The 15,493-nt window shown below is 63.1% G+C and carries 14 protein-coding genes; 11 read left to right on the top strand and 3 right to left on the bottom strand.

Going from position 1 to position 15,493, the window contains the following annotated elements; all coding sequences use genetic code 11:
- The first annotated feature begins 119 nt into the window (after positions 1 to 119).
- Positions 120 to 1,082, top strand: a complete 963-nt coding sequence (locus J3R84_RS21195) for a dihydrodipicolinate synthase family protein (RefSeq protein ID WP_057210031.1) — start codon at positions 120 to 122, stop codon at positions 1,080 to 1,082.
- A gap of 168 nt (positions 1,083 to 1,250) precedes the next feature.
- Here the strand turns inward: J3R84_RS21195 and J3R84_RS21190 are convergent, their stop codons facing one another.
- A complete protein-coding gene (locus tag J3R84_RS21190; protein ID WP_203529718.1) occupies positions 1,251 to 1,889 on the bottom strand; it encodes a TetR/AcrR family transcriptional regulator in 639 nt (212 codons plus the stop codon).
- Between the two features lie 100 nt (positions 1,890 to 1,989).
- On the opposite strand from J3R84_RS21190, the gene J3R84_RS21185 reads away from it, so the two are divergent.
- Positions 1,990 to 2,760, top strand: a complete 771-nt coding sequence (locus J3R84_RS21185; protein ID WP_225906519.1) for an NIPSNAP family protein — start codon at positions 1,990 to 1,992, stop codon at positions 2,758 to 2,760.
- A gap of 202 nt (positions 2,761 to 2,962) precedes the next feature.
- On the opposite strand, the gene J3R84_RS21180 is transcribed toward J3R84_RS21185, so the two are convergent.
- On the bottom strand, positions 2,963 to 4,000 hold the full coding sequence (locus J3R84_RS21180; RefSeq protein WP_113568572.1) for an Ldh family oxidoreductase: 1,038 nt from the start codon (positions 3,998 to 4,000) through the stop codon (positions 2,963 to 2,965).
- A 144-nt stretch (positions 4,001 to 4,144) separates the two neighbouring features.
- On the opposite strand from J3R84_RS21180, the gene J3R84_RS21175 reads away from it, so the two are divergent.
- The 8 genes from J3R84_RS21175 to lhpI all read left to right on the top strand — a co-directional run bounded on the left by J3R84_RS21175 (position 4,145) and on the right by lhpI (position 13,013).
- A complete protein-coding gene (locus J3R84_RS21175) occupies positions 4,145 to 5,662 on the top strand; it encodes an aldehyde dehydrogenase (NADP(+)) (RefSeq protein ID WP_113568574.1) in 1,518 nt (505 codons plus the stop codon).
- Positions 5,663 to 5,843: 181 nt separating this feature from the next.
- Positions 5,844 to 6,650 carry an ABC transporter substrate-binding protein gene (locus tag J3R84_RS21170; protein WP_025429440.1) on the top strand — a complete coding sequence of 269 codons (807 nt, stop codon included), beginning with the start codon at positions 5,844 to 5,846 and terminating at the stop codon, positions 6,648 to 6,650.
- Between the two features lie 342 nt (positions 6,651 to 6,992).
- Positions 6,993 to 7,658, top strand: coding sequence for an amino acid ABC transporter permease (locus J3R84_RS21165; protein ID WP_025429441.1), 666 nt, complete (start codon positions 6,993 to 6,995; stop codon positions 7,656 to 7,658).
- Between the two features lie 12 nt (positions 7,659 to 7,670).
- The gene (locus tag J3R84_RS21160; RefSeq protein ID WP_025429442.1) at positions 7,671 to 8,324 is read left to right on the top strand and encodes an amino acid ABC transporter permease; all 654 of its coding nucleotides are present in this window, start codon (positions 7,671 to 7,673) and stop codon (positions 8,322 to 8,324) included.
- Positions 8,317 to 9,039 (top strand): amino acid ABC transporter ATP-binding protein, encoded by a 723-nt coding sequence (locus J3R84_RS21155; protein WP_113568576.1) that lies wholly within the window; start codon positions 8,317 to 8,319, stop codon positions 9,037 to 9,039. The genes J3R84_RS21160 and J3R84_RS21155 overlap by 8 nt, the downstream gene beginning before the upstream one ends.
- Positions 9,040 to 9,046: 7 nt before the next feature.
- The gene (locus J3R84_RS21150) at positions 9,047 to 10,297 is read left to right on the top strand and encodes an NAD(P)/FAD-dependent oxidoreductase (RefSeq protein WP_203529720.1); all 1,251 of its coding nucleotides are present in this window, start codon (positions 9,047 to 9,049) and stop codon (positions 10,295 to 10,297) included.
- A 14-nt stretch (positions 10,298 to 10,311) separates the two neighbouring features.
- Positions 10,312 to 11,313 carry a 4-hydroxyproline epimerase gene (locus J3R84_RS21145; protein ID WP_113568580.1) on the top strand — a complete coding sequence of 334 codons (1,002 nt, stop codon included), beginning with the start codon at positions 10,312 to 10,314 and terminating at the stop codon, positions 11,311 to 11,313.
- Complete coding sequence (gene lhpI / locus J3R84_RS21140) at positions 11,310 to 13,013, top strand: cis-3-hydroxy-L-proline dehydratase (protein WP_203529721.1); 1,704 nt, start codon at positions 11,310 to 11,312, stop codon at positions 13,011 to 13,013. The genes J3R84_RS21145 and lhpI overlap by 4 nt, the downstream gene beginning before the upstream one ends.
- Before the next feature lie 89 nt (positions 13,014 to 13,102).
- Here lhpI and J3R84_RS21135 read toward each other — a convergent pair whose 3' ends face one another.
- On the bottom strand, positions 13,103 to 13,468 hold the full coding sequence (locus J3R84_RS21135; RefSeq protein WP_025429447.1) for a hypothetical protein: 366 nt from the start codon (positions 13,466 to 13,468) through the stop codon (positions 13,103 to 13,105).
- A 1,145-nt stretch (positions 13,469 to 14,613) separates the two neighbouring features.
- Between J3R84_RS21135 and J3R84_RS21130 the strand changes: the two genes are divergently transcribed.
- A complete protein-coding gene (locus J3R84_RS21130; protein WP_162771173.1) occupies positions 14,614 to 15,426 on the top strand; it encodes a C1 family peptidase in 813 nt (270 codons plus the stop codon).
- Positions 15,427 to 15,493 lie beyond the last annotated feature (67 nt).

Below are 15,493 nucleotides of genomic sequence, written 5' to 3'. Positions count from 1 at the left end.
TGTCGATTTCTTGTCGACAAATAAAATACAACAGGATATTGTCACCGTCGAAGGCTGAGATCGGCGTCGGTGATGACGTTGGCCTCAGCCCATTCGACAGACCAATTGAGGAGTTTGAGATGAAGGCCAAGATTTTCTCCGGCGTCATTCCTGCGCTGATGACCCCGTGCAACGACGACCGCAGCCCCAACTTCGATGCGCTGGTGCGCAAAGGCAAGGAACTGATCGCCCAGGGCATGTCCGCAGTCGTCTACTGCGGTTCGATGGGTGACTGGCCGCTTTTGACCGACGCGCAGCGCATGGAAGGCGTGGAGCGCCTGGTCAAGGCCGGCATTCCGGTTATCGTCGGCACCGGCGCCGTCAATACCGCTTCTGCCGTCGCCCATGCGGCCCACGCCCAGAAGGTCGGCGCCCAGGGCCTGATGGTTATCCCCCGCGTGCTTTCGCGCGGCTCGGTCGTTGCCGCCCAGAAGAACCACTTCAAGGCCATCCTCTCGGCTGCCCCGGACCTGCCGGCGGTGATTTACAACAGCCCCTACTACGGCTTTGCCACCCGCGCCGACCTGTTCTTCGCGCTGCGCGCCGAACATCCGAACCTCGTCGGCTTCAAGGAATTCGGCGGCGCCGCCGACATGCGCTATGCGGCCGAGAACATCACCAGCCGTGACGATGGCGTCTCGCTGATGATCGGCGTCGACACGGCTGTGTTCCACGGCTTCGTCAACTGCGGCGCAACCGGCGCCATCACTGGCATCGGCTGCGTGCTGCCGAAGGAAGTCATCCACATGTGCAACCTGTCGCGGGCAGCCGCCGAAGGCGACGTCGATGCACGCCTGCGCGCGCTGGAACTGGAACAGGCGCTCGCCGTGCTTTCCTCCTTCGACGAAGGCCCGGATCTGGTTCTCTACTTCAAGCACATGATGGTGCTGAAGGGTGACAAGGAATACACGCTGCACTTCAACGAGACCGACGCCCTGTCGGAAAGCCAGCGCGGCTATGTCGAAGCGCAGTTCAAGCTGTTCAACAGCTGGTATGCCGCGTGGAGCAAGCTCCCGGGCGCAGTGCAGACATACAAGGGCTGATCATCGGTTGACCGCGCGTTAGCAAGAAGGCCCTCCCGTCGGGAGGGTCCTTAGCTGACGTGTGGAATTTTAGGTGACGTTTCTGCTGAACCCCCTACACCGCAAGGACTTAGGGGGTTCTTTTTGTTTAAAAATCTGAAGGAAGCGAGAACCATCGTCTGTTCGTCCTTAAGGTTCGCGCCCCAGCAACGTCTGATTTCGAATGATCGACGTTAGCTGCGCGGCGCAGATCTTCAGGGGAGCCACGGACTGGGATGCTTTCGCCATCGCCATCGCACCGGAATAGGTTGCTACGACCAGGGTTGCCATGGCCTCAGAATCGAAATCGTGAACGGGGGCCGCCCGGAGGTCGCCCCTTAGCTTGTCGGCGATGGCTGACCTCCAACGCATGAAGATCGCCTCGATCGCGGCCTGGAAATCTTCGTCCTCGCGCGACAGTTCAAGAGCGAGATTGTTCAACGGACAGCCCGACACTGCCCCTTTCCGCTCCAGTTCGGAAATGATGGCTGCGAACACCGCTTGGATACCGTCGGCCGTCGTCGTCGCAAGATTGACTGGCGTGATCCAGGTCAACTCGACGGCTTCCGCCACCCGATCCTGAATAACGGCGAGGCCAAGGGCCTTCTTGGTGGGGAAATGATGGGCGAGCGCTCCACTCGTGACGCCCGCCTCGCGCTTCAAGTCGTGGAGGGCACTGGAATGGTAGCCGCGGGTCGAGAATGCAGCGTAGGCAGCATCCACAAGCCGCTGCCTTAGTCCTTCGGGATCGTTCATGCGTCTATGCGACGAGGTAGGTCGTTCCGACATGGGTCCTTCCTTTCCTCCTGGTTATAACAGGTTGACAAAACAGGACAACTGTCCTGTATTACAAAACAGGACGATTGTCCTGTTCCGAGGAAAGGTGGCCATGACTGTATTCACAATGAGCGAACCACTGACGGCTACGGACGATCCGACCAACGCGATCGTTGAACTGCGGCGGTATCGGCTTCGGCCGAACACCAGGGAGACGCTGATCGACCTGTTCGATCGCGAGTTCATCGAACCCCAGGAAGCGCAGGGAATGAGCGTGATGGGACAATTCCGCGACCTTGATGATCCCGACAGCTTTGTATGGCTGCGAGGCTTTCGCGACATGCCGTCCCGCGCAGCGGCATTGAACTCGTTCTATACGGGCCCGGTGTGGGCAGCTCACCGCGAGCAGGCGAACGGAACGATGATCAATTCGGACAACGTTCTGCTCCTGCGGCCCGCATCGCCCGATACCGGCTTTGCGCGGTCGGGCGTCACGCGCGCCGCCTCTGGCGCGGCGGATGTACGGCGCGGTCTTGTGGTTGCGACGATCTGTTATCTCGCACCACGCACGGACGACGCGTTTGCCGTGTTCTTTGAAGCCGTTGTCAGGCCATATCTGGAGCAAACCTCGGCTACGGTGTTGGCAGCATTGGTCACCGAGCAGAGCCCGAACACTTTCCCCAGGCTGCCTGTGCGCGAAGGGGAGACCGTCTTCGTCTGGTTCTCCGCTTTCCCCAGTCTGGCTGCCTACGAGACGCATCTTGCCGAACTTGCGCACTCCGAGACCTGGATCACGGAGGTCGTTTCGGAGATGGAGCGGCGAACGTGGCGGCAGAACGAGGTGTTGCGGCTGACGCCGACGGCACGATCCCTGCTGCCGTGACGCATTGCGTTGGGGGCGCATCTTCTCGGTGATCTCGCGGCCTTTGTTACCGGATGCCCGTTCAATGAACCCGTTACCGGCAGATTCTGAAAATGTGGAACCAGGGCAACCTGGTTCCACATTTTGGGAAAGGCTAGGCTCTCCGGGATGACCTTTCGTTTTACTGAGTGCCAGAAGCGGGCTGAGTGCCCCCGGCTGGATTTTACGCCACGGCATCGAGCCCAAGTGTGTGCAGGCGCTCGAGTTGCTCCATCTCGGCGGCCGTCAGGGTGATGCCATCGACCTCAGACTTTGCGCGGGCGGCGAAGCGGCGCTGAGACGGCAGGCGCGCGCCCTGGCCGAGAATGGCGTCAAACAGGACCTCGGCGCGGTCGAACGGATTGCCGGGACGCCCGGCGGCAAATGCCTCCGGCGAGAAGGCGATGATCAGTTCGCCATGGAACGGCGCCAATGTGGTGGTGCCGAGATAGTCGAGCACTTCCGGGCTAGTCAGGTCGCCGATCATGATGCCGGCCAGGAGTTCGATCATCGTGCCGATGGCCGAACCCTTATGGCCACCGAACGGCAGCATGGCGCCAGCAAGTGCGGCATCCGGATCGGTCGTCGGATTGCCCGACGCGTCGATCGCCCAGCCCTCCGGCAGCGGCTTGCCGGCACGGCGGTGCAGCTCGATCTCGCCGCGTGCGGCAACGGAGGTCGCAAAGTCGAAGACATAGGGCGGACGGCCTTCGCGCGGCCAGGCGAAGGCAAACGGGTTGGTGCCGAGCAACGGCTTGTTGCCGCCGGTCGGCGCGACCGTCGCATAGCTCGGGCACATGACGAGCCCGGCAAGGCCCATATCCGTCAGTCCTTCCGCCTCGGGCCAGAGCGCCGAGAAATGGGTGCAGTCATTGATGACGAGGGCCGCAAGCCCCAGGGTTCGGGCACGCTCGGCGAGAACAGGCAGGCCAAGCTCGAAGGCCGGATTGGCAAAACCACCCATGGCATTGACCTTGACGATCGCCGAGCCTTCTTGCGGCAGAAGCTCGGGAGTGGCGTCCGGCTTTACCTTACCGGCCTTGACGGTGCGCAGCGCGCCTTCGATACGGTAGATGCCATGCGACTTGCAGGCGTCGCGTTCGCCTGCCACGATCACCCGCGCAAGGGCGCCGGCCTGGACGGCATTGAGCCCGGCCCTGCGGAAGATCGCCTCGACCCGCTCCTGAACTGCGGCGATTGTCAGGGTGGTGGTCTCACTCATCTTGTACCTTTCTGGCTGCGTATGACCCTGTTGCGGGCGGTTGAAGTTATGCATACATAGAGTATACAAAGATCCGACAAGTGCAATTCGGCTGTCAGCTATTCATGCCGAAAGACACCGGTGTTCTCAAGAAAGGATCCGCAGATGGTCTTCACCCCCAAAGGAAAACATCTCGTCGCCGGCGAGTGGCTCGACGGTGCAGGCACCTTCGCCTCGACACCGGCACACGGCCCGGCGCATGACTTCGCCGTCGGCACGGTCGAACTGGTGAACCGCGCCTGCGAGGCGGCCGAAGAAGCGTTCTGGACCTACGGCTATTCGTCGCGGGCCGAACGCGCAGCGTTCCTGCGCGCCATCGCCGACGAGATCGAGGCACGGGCCGAAGCCATTACCGCGATTGGCAGCCAGGAAACCGGCCTGCCGGAAGCGCGGCTGCAGGGCGAACGCGGCCGCACCACCGGTCAGCTGAGACTGTTTGCCGACCATATCGAGGCGGGCGACTACCTCGACCGACGTGTCGATGCGCCCCTCCCCGAGCGCCAGCCGGCGCCCCGTCCGGAAATCCGGCTGATCCAGCGGCCGATCGGCCCGGTCGCCGTTTTTGGCGCCTCCAACTTCCCGCTCGCCTTTTCCACCGCAGGCGGCGATACCGCAGCGGCGCTGGCTGCCGGTTGCCCGGTGGTGGTCAAGGGTCATTCGGCCCATCCCGGCACCGGCGAGATCGTCGCTGAGGCCGTCGAAGCCGCCATCCGCAAGTGCGGCGTTCACCCGGGAGTCTTTTCGCTGATCCAAGGCGGCAGCCGCGACGTCGGCCACGCGCTCGTCAAGCATCCGCTGATCAAGGCCGTCGGCTTCACCGGCTCGCTCGCCGGCGGACGCGCGCTCTTCGATCTGTGCGCCGCCCGCCCCGAACCGATCCCGTTCTTCGGCGAGCTCGGCTCGGTCAACCCGATGTTCCTGCTGCCGGAAGCCTTGAAGGCACGTGCCGAGGCGCTTGGACAGGGCTGGGCCGGTTCGCTGACCATGGGTGCCGGCCAGTTCTGCACCAATCCCGGCATCGCGGTGGTGATCGAAGGATCCGATGCTGACCGCTTCACGGCCGCTGCCGTCGATGCGCTCGCAAAGGTGGCGCCGCAGACCATGCTGACCGATGGCATCGCCAAGGCCTACCGCGACGGCCAGGAGCGTTTCACCACCCGCAACAGCGTCAAGCCGCTGCTCGAGACCAGCTCGTCGGACCGCGCCGCGTTGCCCAACCTGTTCGAGACGACCGGCAGCCAGTTTCTGGCCGACCATGCGCTCGGCGAGGAAGTCTTCGGCCCGCTCGGCCTCGTCGTCCGGGTAAATTCGGAAGCCGAGATGGAACAGCTCGCGCGCGGTCTCCAGGGACAGCTGACGGTCACCGTGCACATGGATGCCGGCGACATCGAGCCGGCCCGTCGCCTGCGCCCCATCCTTGAGCGCAAGGCGGGCCGCCTGCTCGTCAACGGTTTCCCGACCGGTGTCGAGGTCGTCGATTCCATGGTGCATGGCGGGCCGTATCCGGCCTCGACGAACTTTGGCGCGACCAGCGTCGGCACCATGTCGATCCGCCGCTTCCTGCGTCCGGTCTCCTACCAGAACCTGCCGGAAGCCCTGCTGCCGGAAGATTTCCTGAACTGATCCGCGACCGATCGCTGCGCAGGGACCCCATTTTGCGAAACAAATGGGATCCCTGCGGGCCAATGACGTCACGATCATATACTTTTTGTATACTGTTTGTATTTTTAAGTTGATTTACGCTCTCCAACGCGGAATATTGCGCTCGCCGTCAAACGGCGCACCAATTCAGGGAGAGAGAAAAATGAAGACCTCGGTCCTAGCCTTCGGCCTCGTTGCCGCCACTGCTCTGACCAGCCCGGCCCACGCCGACAAGCTGGATGACATCATCGGCTCGGGTACGCTGCGTTGCGCAGTGGTTCTCGACTTCCCGCCGATGGGTTCTCGCGACGAGAACAACAATCCGGTCGGCTTCGACGTCGACTACTGCAACGACCTTGCCAAGGCGCTGGGCGTCACGGCCGAGATCGTCGAAACTCCCTTCCCCGAGCGCATTCCCGCGCTGATGTCCGGCCGCGTTGACGTCGGCGTCGCCTCGACCTCCGATACGCTCGAGCGTGCCAAGACCGTCGGCATGACCGTTCCCTACTTCGCCTTCGAAATGGCCGTTACCGCCAACGACAAGACCGGCATCAAGTCCTTCGAGGACATGAAGGGCAAGGTCGTCGGCGCCACCGCCGGCACCTTCGAAGCGATCGCGCTGGAAAAGCAGGTCAAGGAATGGGGTGCGGGCGAATTCCGTCCTTACCAGACGCAGGCCGACGTCTTCCTCGCGCTTAGCCAGGGCCAGATCGACGCAACGGTGTCGACCTCGACCGTGGCGCAGGCCAACGTGAAGACCGGCAAGTTCGCCGGTATCTCGGTTGTCGGCAAGGCGCCGTTCGACATCGACTACGTGGCTCTCTTCACCAACCGCGAAGAATACGGCCTCATCAACTACCTCAACCTCTTCATCAATCAGCAGGTCCGCACCGGCCGCTATGCCGAACTCTACGAGAAGTGGGTCGGCGGCGAACTGCCTTCGCTGGCGGTGAACGGCGTCTACCGCTAATCTGTCCGTTTCTCTGGCGGCGCGAGGCAAACGTCTCGCGCCGTTGTACCAACCTGCGCTGATATTGACCGATTGCGTGGGACCGTGTGCGGTCATCCGGCAAGGAGCGGACCTTAGAGCGATGCCTTGGCATCGGTCGAGGATTGCGACACTGCCGGTGGCCAACAGACGGCCCACCCGAAGGGCCGGGCGCTTTTGGCCCCCGGACGGCGTCGACAGTCCTCACCGGACCGTCTGGTCCGGTTGCGGTTGTCTCCTTGCCGGAAGCTAAAATCGCTCCGGCGAAATCGGCCAATATCAGCGCAGGTTGGTACCACTCATTTTCGAAAAGGTGAGACGGCGATGTTCAATTACTCCTTCCACTGGAACCAGGCGCTGAAAGCATTGCCGCAAATGCTTGACGGCGCGCTGGTCACGCTGCAGATCGCGCTGCTGTCGATGCTCATCGGCGTCATTTGCGCGCTCGCCCTGACCGGGTTCCGCCTGTCCGGCAATCGCATCCTCAGTGGCTTTGCCACCGCCTGGATCGAGATCGCGCGCAACACGCCCGCGCTGTTCCAGATCTACATGGCCCATTTCGGCCTCGGCAATTTCGGCATCCATCTGAGCCCCTACACGGCGCTGCTCGTCGGCATTGCCTTCAACAATGCGGGCTATCTGGCTGAAAACTTCCGCGGCGCCCTGAAAGCGATCCCGGATACGCAGACCCGTGCCGGCCGTTCGCTCGGCATGACGGCGCTGCAGGCCTTCCGCTACATCATCCTGCCGCAGATGCTGCGCGTCGCCTTCCTGCCGACCACCAACCAGATGGTCTGGGCAATCCTGATGACCTCACTCGGCGTCACCGTCGGCATGAACACCGACCTGGCCGGCATCACCCAGGAACTGAACGCCCGGTCCTTCCGCACCTTCGAATTCTTCGCCCTGGCAGCCGTGATCTACTACGTCATCGCCAAGGCCGTGACCCTCGCTGCCCGAGCAATCGCCTCGCGCATGTTCCGTTACTGAGAGAGGTGAGAGATGTTCAATACCGCCCTCACCTGGAGTGATCTCGCCTTCCTTGCACAGGGTGCGGCGATGACGCTCGCCGTCACCGCTGTTTCGGTTACCGCCGGTACGCTGCTCGGCATCCTCTTCGGGGTGATCCGCGTTCAAGCCGGCCCCTACTGGTCGGCGCCGCTGACCTTCGTGCTCGACGTGTTTCGCTCCGTTCCGCTCCTGATCCAGCTCGTGTTGGCCAATGCCTTCCAGTCCATCGCCAAAATGGGCTGGGGGCCGTTCACGACCTCTTGCGTGGTGCTGTCGCTCTACACGGCCGCCTATTGCACCGAGATCGTGCGCGGCGGCATCTCGTCGGTGCCGCCGACCACACGCCGCGCGGCACGCTCGCTGGGCATGACCTGGTGGCAGGACATGCGCTACATCGTGGCGCCGCTTGCCACCCGCGTTTCGCTTCCGTCCTGGATCGGCCTCACGCTCGGCGTCATGAAGGACTCGGCACTCGTGCTCTGGCTCGGTCTGATCGAGCTTCTGCGCGCCTCGCAGATTCTCGTCACCCGCCTGCAGGAACCGCTGTTCATTCTCCTGATCTGTGGTGCAATCTATTTCCTCATCAGCTTCCCCATCGCCCGGCTTGGTGGGTATCTCGAAAAACGGTGGTCCCCCAATGATTGAGATTGAAAACGTTCGCAAATCCTTCGGTCCGCTGGAAGTTCTGAAGGGTATCGACCTCACCGTGAAGAAGGGCGAAGTCCTGACCATCATCGGCGGCTCCGGTTCAGGTAAGTCAACGCTGCTAACCTGCATCAACGGGCTTGAGACCATAGACGGCGGACGAATCGTGGTCGACGGCACAGATGTGCACGCAAAAGCGACGAACCTCAACAAGCTGCGCCGTAAGCTCGGCATCGTCTTCCAGCAGTTCAACGCCTTCCCGCATCTGACCGTGCTCGAAAACGTCATGCTCGCCCCGCGCAAGGTGCTGGGCCAGTCGAAAGCCCAGGCTGAGGCCATGGCCGTAAAACAGCTCACTCATGTCGGCCTTGGCGACAAGCTTTCGGTCTATCCCAACCGCATGTCGGGCGGCCAGCAGCAGCGCATGGCGATTGCCCGCGCCCTTGCCATGTCGCCGGCCTACATGCTGTTCGACGAAGTGACCTCGGCGCTCGACCCGCAGCTCGTCGGCGAAGTGCTCGACACGCTGCGCATGCTCGCCTCCGAAGGCATGACGATGATCTGCGTCACCCACGAGATGAAGTTCGCCCGCGAAGTGTCCGATCGGGTGGCCTTCTTCCACAAGGGCGTGATGGCCGAGATCGCCCCGCCGGAAGCGCTGTTCGGCGCGCCGAAAGATCCGGAACTGCAGAAGTTCCTGGCAGCGACGCATTGAGCCGATCATGAAGGATGCAGCTCAACCTGACGTCATCGTCATCGGCGCCGGCGTTGTCGGCCTTTCCGCCGCGATAGCGGCCCAGGCAGGGGGGCTTTCGGTCACCGTGCTCGACCGGGAAGGCCCGGCAGCTGGAGCCTCGGCTGGAAACGCCGGGGCCTTCGCCTTCACCGACATCCTGCCGCTCGCCTCGCCCGGCATCCTCAAGAAGGCGCCGAAATGGCTGCTCGACCCGCTCGGGCCGCTGAGCATCCCGCCGGCCTACGCCGCGCAGATCGCGCCGTGGATGTTCCGTTTCTGGCGCGCCTGCTCGCCAAAGCGGGTGGCGCATTCGACGGCCGCCCAGACGGCGATGATGGACCTCTCCAAGGTCGAGCTGGAGCCGTTCCTTGCCGCAACCGGCACCCTGCCGATGCTGCGCAAGGATGGCAATCTTCAGGTCTATGAAAGCGAAGCCGAACTCAAGGCTTCGCTGCCCGGATGGCGGGCGCGTGCGGACCATGGCATCGAATTCCGCCATATGGGCGCAGCCGAGATGGCTGAGATCCAGCCGGGTCTGGCGCCCCGCTTCACCCATGGCACCTTTACGCCGGGCTGGTTTTCCATTGCCGACCCGAAGCTCTACACTCTGGCGCTGGCAGAACACTTCCGCGCCAAGGGCGGAGCGATCGAGCGCGCCGACGTTACGGCCCTGGCGCCAATCGATGGCGGCGTCGAAATTCGGACCACAAGTGGCGCGACGCGGCGGGCGGCACAGGTCGTGCTTGCGGCCGGTGCCTTCTCCCACCGGATTGCCAAATCTCTCGGCGAGAGCATCCCGCTCGAAACCGAGCGCGGCTACAACACCACGCTGCCGGCAGACGCCTTCGACTTGCGCACGCAGGTCACCTTCGGCGGTCATGGCTTCGTCGTCACCCGGCTGTCGACCGGTGTCCGTGTCGGCGGCGCAGTCGAGCTCGGCGGGTTGCAACTGCCGCCGAACTACCGCCGGTCCGAAGCCATGCTGCAGAAGGCACGAACCTTCCTGCCGGGACTCAAGCCCGAAGGTGGCGTGCAGTGGATGGGCTTCCGCCCGTCGCTGCCCGACAGCCTTCCGGCCATCGGCCGCGCCCGCGCGACATCGCGGGTCGTCTACGCTTTCGGTCACGGCCATCTCGGCCTGACCCAATCGGCGGGCACCGCCCGGCTTGTCGCGGATCTTTTGACCGGCCAGGCTCCGACGATTGACATCGCCCCCTTCTCGCCTCAACGGTTCTGACAGAGGTTTCGACCATGGCCACCTACACCTTCTCCTGTATCGACGGGCACACCTGCGGCAATCCCGTCCGCCTCGTTTCCGGCGGCGGTCCTCGTCTTGAGGGCGCCAACATGCTGGAAAAACGCGCCCATTTCCTCAGAGAATTCGACTGGATCCGCACCGGCCTGATGTTCGAGCCGCGCGGACATGACATGATGTCCGGCTCGATCCTCTATCCGCCGACACGGCCCGATTGCGATGTCGCCGTGCTGTTCATCGAGACCTCCGGCTGCCTGCCGATGTGCGGCCACGGTACCATCGGCACGATCACCATGGCGATCGAGAACGGGCTGATCACGCCGCGCGAACCCGGCAAGCTGTCGATCGACGCGCCTGCCGGTAAGGTCGACATCCGCTATCGCCAGGAGGGCCGCTTCGTCGAGGAAGTGCGCCTGACCAACGTCCCCGGCTTCCTCTATGCCGAGGGGCTGACGGCCGAAGTCGAGGGCCTCGGAGAGATCGTCGTCGACGTCGCCTATGGCGGCAACTTCTACGCCATCGTCGAGCCGCAGAAGAATTTTCGCGATATGGCCGACCACACGGCCGGCGAACTGATCGGCTGGAGCCCGAAACTGCGCGCCGCCTTGAACGCGAAGTACGAGTTCGTGCATCCCGAGCATCCGGAGATCAAGGGGCTCAGCCACATCCAGTGGACGGGCAAACCGACGCAAGCCGAGGCGCATGCCCGCAACGCCGTGTTCTACGGCGAGAAGGCCATCGACCGCTCGCCATGCGGCACCGGTACGTCGGCGCGCATGGCGCAGCTTGCCGCCAAGGGCAAGCTGAAGGTCGGCGACGAATTTGTGCATGAATCGATCATCGGCTCGCTGTTCAAGGGTCGGGTCGAGGCCGCGACCAAAGTCGCCGACCGCGACGCCATCATCCCCTCCATCGCCGGATGGGCGCGCATGACCGGGATCAACACGATCTTCATCGATGATCGCGATCCCTTCGCCCACGGCTTCGTCGTAAAATGAACAATCCTTTCTCCGCTCGCAGTATCCTTGGCGGCACGGCCGAGGGGCCGATCGTTGCCGCACCGGAAGCGCTGAGCTTCTGGGGTGGTGTCGATCCGGCGACCGGAGCGGTGATCGATGTTCACCACCCGCTGCACGGGACCTGTCTCACGGGCAGTATCCTGATGATGCCGTCGAGCCGGGGCTCCTGCACCGGCTCGGGCGTGCTGCTCGATCTCGCGCTGACCGGCCGTGCACCGGCAGCCCTGATCTTTTCCGAAGCCGAGGACGTCCTGACCCTCGGCGCGCTGATTGCAGCCGAGATGTTCGGCAAGCCGCTGCCCGTCCTGCGCCTTTCGTCCGATGCCTTCGCAGCGCTCGTTGAGGCGAAGACTGCACGCATTACCGATACGGCGATCGTGGCCGACGGCCTGACGATCGAAATCGCACCGCTTGCGACCGCAGCGCTCGATCTTGATGAAGCGGACCTGGCCATGCTGGATGGCCGCAACGGCGTAGCGGTTGAGGTCGCCATGCGCATCATCTGCGCCATGGCGGCGCAGCAGGGCGCAACACGCCTCGTCAGCGTGACGCAAGGGCATATCGACGGCTGCATCTATGCCAGCCCCGCCAATCTCACCTTCGCCGAAAAAATGGCGGATATGGGCGCGCGGGTCCGGCTGCCGACGACAATGAACGCCATCTCTGTCGACCGCGCCAACTGGCAGGCGCAGGGTGTGCCGGCCTCGTTCGGCGATCCGGCCGCGCGGCTGGCCGACGCCTATGTCCGCATGGGCTGCCGTCCAACCTTCACCTGCTCCCCCTATCTGCTCGACAGCGCGCCTGAGGCCGGAGAGGCAATTGCCTGGGCGGAATCCAACGCCGTCATCTACGCCAATACGGTGCTCGGCGCCCGCACCGCGAAGCATCCGGATTTCCTCGACCTCTGCATCGCGCTGACCGGCCGCGCACCGCTCTCCGGCGTCTATCTCGACGAACACCGCAAGGCCCAACGGGTGATCGACGTGGAGCTGCCTGAAGGGGTGGACGACGCTTTCTGGCCGCTCATCGGCTATCTCGCTGGGCGGGCTGCACCCGATTGCATCCCGCTTCTGCGTGGCCTCCCGGCTGCAAAGCCTTCGTCCGACGACCTGAAGGCGCTGTGCGCTGCCTTCGGCACCACATCGGCAGCGCCGATGTTGCACATTGAAGGTGTCACGCCGGAGGCGGAAGGTGCTGCGTCAAGCGAAGCTGGCACTGTTGCAATCACCCGCGCCGAGATGGCGGCCGCCTGGACCCTGTTGAACGACGGACCGGAGGATGTGGACCTGGTCGCCATCGGCAGCCCCCACGCCTCGCTGAGCGAATGTCGGGCTCTGGCGGCAGCGCTTGCCGGTCGCAAACGTCACGGGGATGTAGCGGTGATCGTTACGGCCGGCCATCAGGTGATTGCCGCTGCGCGGGCGGAAGGGACACTTGCCGCCCTGGAGGCAAGCGGTGTGCAGGTCCTGCCCGACCTCTGTTGGTGCTCGATCTCTGAACCGGTGTTCCCGACGCGAACCCGCGCGCTGATGACCAATTCCGGCAAATATGCCCATTACGGCCCCGGCCTCTCCGGCCGTGCGGTGCGCCTCGGAAACCTTGCCGATTGCGTGACGGCTGCGCTGACCGGGCGCGTTCAAGCGCGGCTGCCGATTTGGCTCTCCCCGGCAGGCCGGTAACGGAACCGCCGACAAGAAGCCGGCAGGTATCGTGATCGGAGTGACTTTCCTTGAGGCAACCGCGATGCCTGCGGAGGGCTCTCCTACGCCTACAGATCAGGTGCGCGGTCGACCAGGGTTTGGAACAACACGTTTGCAGCCTCCTGAGGCGTCGAAGCCGCAAACCAGACCGGATCGGTCGTCAGAACGGCATGATCCGTCCAAGAGGCAGTGTCGGATGCCTCGCATTCGTAGACGCCGCAGGCGCGGCGCTGCTTTCGATTGAGCGCGATTTCGAGAATGCCCGAAGGTCGCGCGCCCGGCGCATCGAAGATCTGCAGGACGTAACCGCGGAACCCGGTTCTGCCGCCGTTGGAATCGATCTCATCGAGAACGGACGGGCAGAGTTCCGCCTGCCCCACCGGAATGGGCCGTGTCCAGAACGGCCCCTGATCGCCTTGATCTGCGCGCAGCATCGCACTCGCCTCCGTTCCCTCGGGGCAGCGAGCTTAACACTTGATCACCTCGAGTTCAGCCGACCCAGAATAGAATGCGGCCGAACGCTGTGACATGCTGGGTTGCAAAGCGTACCACTTCCGAGTGAGTATTCGGATTGGCGGGTCGTGCTGATCCTGCACCGGCTACTGCGGGCGGTAGAGTACGCGGCAAGCGTCACACGACAAACGCGGGACCATGCGATCGTTTACCGTGGCGGAGAGCATTTCCAGCAAAAGTGCGAAGCGGTTTTCCGTCATGAAATGCTTGGAAATAAGGAGATAGAGCGCTTCTGCGGCTCCGTTTGAACCGGAGAGGCTCTGGCAGCATGAGGTTGGAAAAATGCACAGATTGCTCAGCGGACTGTCAGTCATTGCATTCGTGGGATTTACGATCGGCATTGGCGCCACAGACCCCGCCGCAGCCGCAAATACACCCAAAGAACGCTCAACGCGCAATGCCGATGTACCGGCGAAAACCGCGACTACTCCAGCAAGAGGCAAGCGTCCCACCGTTGTCGTGAACCACCCTCCTCCCAGGAACGGAGCCTACTACAAGGGCATATTCCGCGAATGATGATGGGGGTACCAAGCACTGCCTGGCGGCAACGATCACGGCGAATATTTGCAGCTTTACAACCCAGGTTACGGCGAAAGCTTCTCTTAGAGATCGTCCAGCGCGACGACTATCGCGGTTAATGTAACTGCGACCAAGGGGGCTCCTCTCCCTTGGGATTCGATCCAATATCGAACGGCCAACACGATGTTTACACCATACGAGCAAATGCTCGCCGGCACCCCTTCAAACTGAGGGTACTGCTCTCGGTGGCCATGGCTATATTCTACCACTGCGTGCAGCCGACATGGTGGCAGGCGGCCGTGCCGAACCGGAGCAAGGGCAATTTATCCGGAGCCGGCCTCAGCTTTCGTTTTTCAAAGTCCGATTTGATGATCTACCGAAAGTTTCGGCCGAGAGGTCCTTGCTCTCAAGCCGGGTCACCACGCCGCAATGCCGAGCATCGCAGTCAAGACATCATCGTGCAAAGCATGGCCAGACGGCCGACAGAAATCCCTTCGTCAACACACGCGCCTGGCCCGGCAGAAGGGTCCGGCCAAAAGGAGGTCTCATGTCTCTCCACCAGGCATTCCTGGATTTCGGTTATGATCCGACGATCGTCGAGGTCGGGCGCACCATTCGGCCCAAGACGACAGGCGCGCCACCGGCTTCAGCAACCGTTAACGCCCAATATCTGCCACCACCGCAGGCGCAGGGCACGGCTCAGCATGTCGGCAGTCCCGGCAGTTGCGCAGCCTGGGCGTCTACCTATGGTCTTGCGACCTACACGGCGGCCGCCGCATCCGGCCAGTCGCCGTCGGGCGCCTCGCAACAGGCAAGCCCCGCCAACATCTATATCGAGGTCATGATCAACGATGGACAGAAGACGTGCAGCGGCTCGAATCTGGCATCCTACCTCAACATCCTGCAGCAGGGCGGCACGCCCAACTGGGCGACGGCCCCCTACTACCCCAACTGCCCCGAACTTTGGTCCAGCTATGACCCCGACGCCACCGTCGATACCAGCTTCCAGATCCCCGGTTGGGCCATCGTCGAAACATCGGACCTCGACGCGATCAAGGCCATCATCGCTGGTGGTGGTGCGCTGTGCTACGGCACGGCCCTCAATTCCGGCTTCATGAGCTATAGCGGCCCTGGGCCATTGACGGGGCCACTCGACAAGGTGCGGGGCGCCAACGGCAAGCTTGTCGGCCACTGCATGCTGATCATCGGCTACGACGATGCGCAGCAGGCGATCCTCATCCAGAACAGCTTCGGACCGGATTGGGGTTGCCAATGGAACGGCAGCGGCGGTTACATCTGGATGAGCTACGAGCTGTTTCAGTACCTGGCACAGGGCCAGGCCATGTATGTGACGGGCTAAGCCAGAGGAGCGAAGCTCCCCTCATGCACGCTGTCCGGACGCCGCCGCGATCATGCGCGGCGGCGTC

Source organism: Ensifer canadensis, from assembly GCF_017488845.2.
Taxonomy (GTDB): domain Bacteria; phylum Pseudomonadota; class Alphaproteobacteria; order Rhizobiales; family Rhizobiaceae; genus Ensifer; species Ensifer canadensis.
The sequence above is the reverse complement of the archived record's forward strand: the minus strand, read 5'-3'. Positions and strand labels throughout refer to the sequence as shown.

What these genes read in the sequence shown, in the direction of transcription:
- J3R84_RS21150 (WP_203529720.1), top strand. Translation starts at nt 9,047, where the DNA reads ATGAAGGATGCAGCTCAACCTGACGTCATCGTCATCGGCGCCGGCGTT.
- J3R84_RS21190 (WP_203529718.1), bottom strand. Translation starts at nt 1,889, where the DNA reads ATGTCGGAACGACCTACCTCGTCGCATAGACGCATGAACGATCCCGAA.
- J3R84_RS21165 (WP_025429441.1), top strand. Translation starts at nt 6,993, where the DNA reads ATGTTCAATTACTCCTTCCACTGGAACCAGGCGCTGAAAGCATTGCCG.
- J3R84_RS21180 (WP_113568572.1), bottom strand. Translation starts at nt 4,000, where the DNA reads ATGAGTGAGACCACCACCCTGACAATCGCCGCAGTTCAGGAGCGGGTC.
- J3R84_RS21145 (WP_113568580.1), top strand. Translation starts at nt 10,312, where the DNA reads ATGGCCACCTACACCTTCTCCTGTATCGACGGGCACACCTGCGGCAAT.
- J3R84_RS21185 (WP_225906519.1), top strand. Translation starts at nt 1,990, where the DNA reads ATGACTGTATTCACAATGAGCGAACCACTGACGGCTACGGACGATCCG.
- lhpI (WP_203529721.1), top strand. Translation starts at nt 11,310, where the DNA reads ATGAACAATCCTTTCTCCGCTCGCAGTATCCTTGGCGGCACGGCCGAG.
- J3R84_RS21175 (WP_113568574.1), top strand. Translation starts at nt 4,145, where the DNA reads ATGGTCTTCACCCCCAAAGGAAAACATCTCGTCGCCGGCGAGTGGCTC.
- J3R84_RS21170 (WP_025429440.1), top strand. Translation starts at nt 5,844, where the DNA reads ATGAAGACCTCGGTCCTAGCCTTCGGCCTCGTTGCCGCCACTGCTCTG.
- J3R84_RS21160 (WP_025429442.1), top strand. Translation starts at nt 7,671, where the DNA reads ATGTTCAATACCGCCCTCACCTGGAGTGATCTCGCCTTCCTTGCACAG.
- J3R84_RS21135 (WP_025429447.1), bottom strand. Translation starts at nt 13,468, where the DNA reads ATGCTGCGCGCAGATCAAGGCGATCAGGGGCCGTTCTGGACACGGCCC.
- J3R84_RS21130 (WP_162771173.1), top strand. Translation starts at nt 14,614, where the DNA reads ATGTCTCTCCACCAGGCATTCCTGGATTTCGGTTATGATCCGACGATC.
- J3R84_RS21195 (WP_057210031.1), top strand. Translation starts at nt 120, where the DNA reads ATGAAGGCCAAGATTTTCTCCGGCGTCATTCCTGCGCTGATGACCCCG.
- J3R84_RS21155 (WP_113568576.1), top strand. Translation starts at nt 8,317, where the DNA reads ATGATTGAGATTGAAAACGTTCGCAAATCCTTCGGTCCGCTGGAAGTT.